Here is a 2936-nt window from a genome sequence, read left to right as displayed (position 1 = left end):
GGGGCCGGGGTGGGTGTGGGGCGGGTGTGAGGGCGGTGCCCGCGTCCCCTCTCCGGTCCGGCGGCGGCGTCCACGCGCCGTGCCTCATCGCGCCGTGTCCCGTGGTCGGCGCGCCTCCGAAGGCGTCCGTCCCGCCCGCGCCGCCCCCCGCGTCCGCGCACACCGGACGGGCTATTCGGAGCGCCCGCGAGTGAAGTTTCCGGCACACCCGGGTATATCGGGGAACAACGCCGTGAATGCCCTGACCGCCCACTCCGATTGCAGCCCGACCATGATCTGTCAACCCGTGACGGGACCCCCGCGATCAGGCATACTCCAAGCGCCACAGCCGCAGGTCACCCCCATTCCGCGACCCGGCACGGGACTGTCGACTGGGCATCACCGGCGGTACGGCCGACACCCAGGCCCCCGCCGCATCAGCGCCCGACAGGGGAGGAGAGCCGTCGCATGACCGACCACGGCCCGCAGCCGGTGGAGCGCCAGTTGCCCACCGAGGAAGCCAAGGACCTGCTCGCGCTGGTGCGTGACCTGGTGCGGGGGGAGATCGCCCCGCGTGCGGCGGCCGAGGAGGAGGCCGGTCACTTTCCCCGGGACCTCTTCCGGCTGCTGTCCTCGTCCGGGCTTCTCGGCCTGCCGTACCCGGAGGAGTTCGGGGGCGGCGGCCAGCCGTACGAGGTCTACCTCCAGGTACTGGAGGAACTGGCCGCCGCACGGCTGACGGTGGGCCTCGGAGTGAGCGTCCACTCCCTCGCCTGCCACGCGCTCGCCGGCTACGGCTCCAAGGAGCAGCGCGCCGAGCACCTGCCCGCGATGCTCGGCGGCGGGCTGCTCGGCGCCTACTGCCTCTCCGAGCCGCAGTCCGGCTCCGACGCCGCGTCCCTGCGCACCCGTGCCGTCCGGGACGGCGACGACTGGGTCCTCACCGGCACCAAGGCGTGGATCACGCACGGCGGGATCGCCGACTTCTACACCGTCATGGCCCGCACCGGCGGCGAGGGCGCGCACGGCATCAGCGCGTTCCTGGTGCCGGGCGACGCCGAGGGTCTGACGGCCGCCCCGCCGGAGCGCAAGATGGGCATGAAGGGGTCGCCGACCGCGCAGCTGCACTTCGACGGCGTACGGGTCTCGGACGCGCGCCGCCTCGGCGACGAGGGCCAGGGCTTCCCCATCGCCCTGTCGGCCCTCGACTCCGGCCGGCTCGGCATCGCCGCCTGCGCCGTCGGCCTCGCCCAGGCGGCCTTGGACGAGGCGCTGGCCTTCGTCGCCGGACGACGGCAGTTCGGCCGTCCGCTCGTGGACTTCCAGGGGCTGCGCTTCCTGCTGGCCGACATGGCCACACAGATCGAGGCCGGCCGTTCCCTCTACCTCGCCGCCGCCCGGCTGCGCGACCAGGGCCTGCCGTTCTCCCGGCAGGCGGCCATGGCCAAGCTCTTCTGCACCGACGCGGCGATGCGGGTCACCACCGACGCGGTGCAGCTCATGGGCGGGTACGGCTACACGGCGGACTTCCCGGCGGAGCGGTACATGCGCGAGGCGAAGGTCCTCCAGATCGTGGAGGGCACCAACCAGATCCAGCGGATGGTGATCGCCCGCCACCTGGCCGGGCCCGAGTCGCGCTAGATCCACGGCGGTTCCGCCGGATCCGTGGGCGGCGGCGCCCCCGCCTTCCTCGGCCCGGGCCGCCGCCGTCGGGGCGGGCGACGGCGGCGGCCCCGGCCTCGCGTCAGGGCTCGGGCCTCGCTCGGGCCTCGGGCGGTTTCGCGTCAGCCGCCCGCGCGTCAGCCCTCGCGGCGCCTCTCCGGCACCCGCACCGGCCGCGAGCCGGGCCCGCCGATGTGCGAGAACGGCTGCGTCCGCCAGTCCAGGCTCTCCGGCAGGGTGAGCAGCAGGGACGTGTCCAGTTCCAGGGCGCCCTCGTCCTCCCCGGTCGGCTCCGCGTCCTCCACGGCGCGCCCGGAGCCCGGGCAGACCGTGAGGCCGAACGGATTCCACGGGGACGGGCAGAGGGCGTGCTCCGGAAGCTCGTCCTCGTCCGCGAGCAGGGCGATCGGGCGGGCGCAGTCCGGGCAGGTCACCCGGAACATCGTGGTGAGGTCCGCCGGCTCGTCGGGGCCGTACGGGCTGCTGTCGCCGTCGTTCTCAAGGCGTTCCAGGCTCGGCATGATCTTCGTTTCCCCCTCGGCTGGGCCTGGCGGGGGCGTCTCGGCCCCGGCCACAGCAAGCACTTCCCGCCGGGGGTCCGGGGTAATCACCCCGGCCGGGGGGACACGGGCGCGGGCCTGTGGCGTTCGTCACGCGTTCCGCGCGCCCGCGGGGGCGCCGACTGTGCCGGGCCCCGTGCGACGCAGTAGGTTGGCCGGTGTGGAGGAGCTCGACAAAGAGATCGTGGAACTGCTCGTCAAGGACGGGCGGATGAGCTACACCGACCTGGGCAAGGCCACGGGCCTGTCCACCTCGGCGGTGCACCAGCGGGTGCGCCGGCTCGAACAGCGCGGGGTCATCCGCGGGTACGCGGCGGTGGTCGACCCGGAGGCGGTGGGGCTGCCGCTGACCGCTTTCATCTCGGTGAAGCCGTTCGATCCGAGCGCGCCGGACGACATCGCGGACCGGCTGGCGGAGATCCCCGAGATCGAGGCGTGCCACAGTGTCGCCGGGGACGAGAACTACATCCTGAAGGTGCGGGTGGCCACGCCGCTGGAGCTGGAGCATCTGCTGGCGCGGATCCGGTCGTTGGCGGGGGTGTCGACGCGGACGACGATCGTCCTCTCGACGCCTTACGAGGCGCGGCCGCCCCGGGTGGGGTGAGCCCCGGCCCCGCCCTTTCACCGTTTCTCGCGGGGGCCAGCCCCCGCACCCCCGAAACCGCGCTCCGCGCGGTTGTCCTCAAACGCCGGACGGGCTGGATAGTGCGCGCTCTGGGAGCGCACTATCCAGCC

3 protein-coding genes are annotated in these 2936 nt (G+C 73.9%); 2 read left to right on the top strand and 1 reads right to left on the bottom strand.

Annotated features, from left to right (window positions below; genetic code table 11):
• Positions 1-447: 447 nt before the first annotated feature.
• A complete protein-coding gene (locus ACSNOK_RS32195; protein ID WP_436784329.1) occupies positions 448-1620 on the top strand; it encodes an acyl-CoA dehydrogenase family protein in 1173 nt (390 codons plus the stop codon).
• 158 nt (positions 1621-1778) lie between these two features.
• On the opposite strand, the gene ACSNOK_RS32190 is transcribed toward ACSNOK_RS32195, so the two are convergent.
• Positions 1779-2162: a hypothetical protein gene (locus ACSNOK_RS32190; protein WP_436784328.1), complete on the bottom strand. Its 384-nt coding sequence runs from the start codon at positions 2160-2162 to the stop codon at positions 1779-1781.
• 199 nt (positions 2163-2361) lie between these two features.
• Between ACSNOK_RS32190 and ACSNOK_RS32185 the strand changes: the two genes are divergently transcribed.
• Positions 2362-2805: an Lrp/AsnC family transcriptional regulator gene (locus ACSNOK_RS32185; protein WP_004948875.1), complete on the top strand. Its 444-nt coding sequence runs from the start codon at positions 2362-2364 to the stop codon at positions 2803-2805.
• Positions 2806-2936: the final 131 nt, after the last annotated feature.

The organism is Streptomyces sp. URMC 126 (genome assembly GCF_051386555.1).
Taxonomy (GTDB): Bacteria; Actinomycetota; Actinomycetes; order Streptomycetales; family Streptomycetaceae; genus Streptomyces.
Note: the sequence above shows the minus strand (reverse complement) of the source record. Positions and strands in the feature narration are given on the sequence as shown.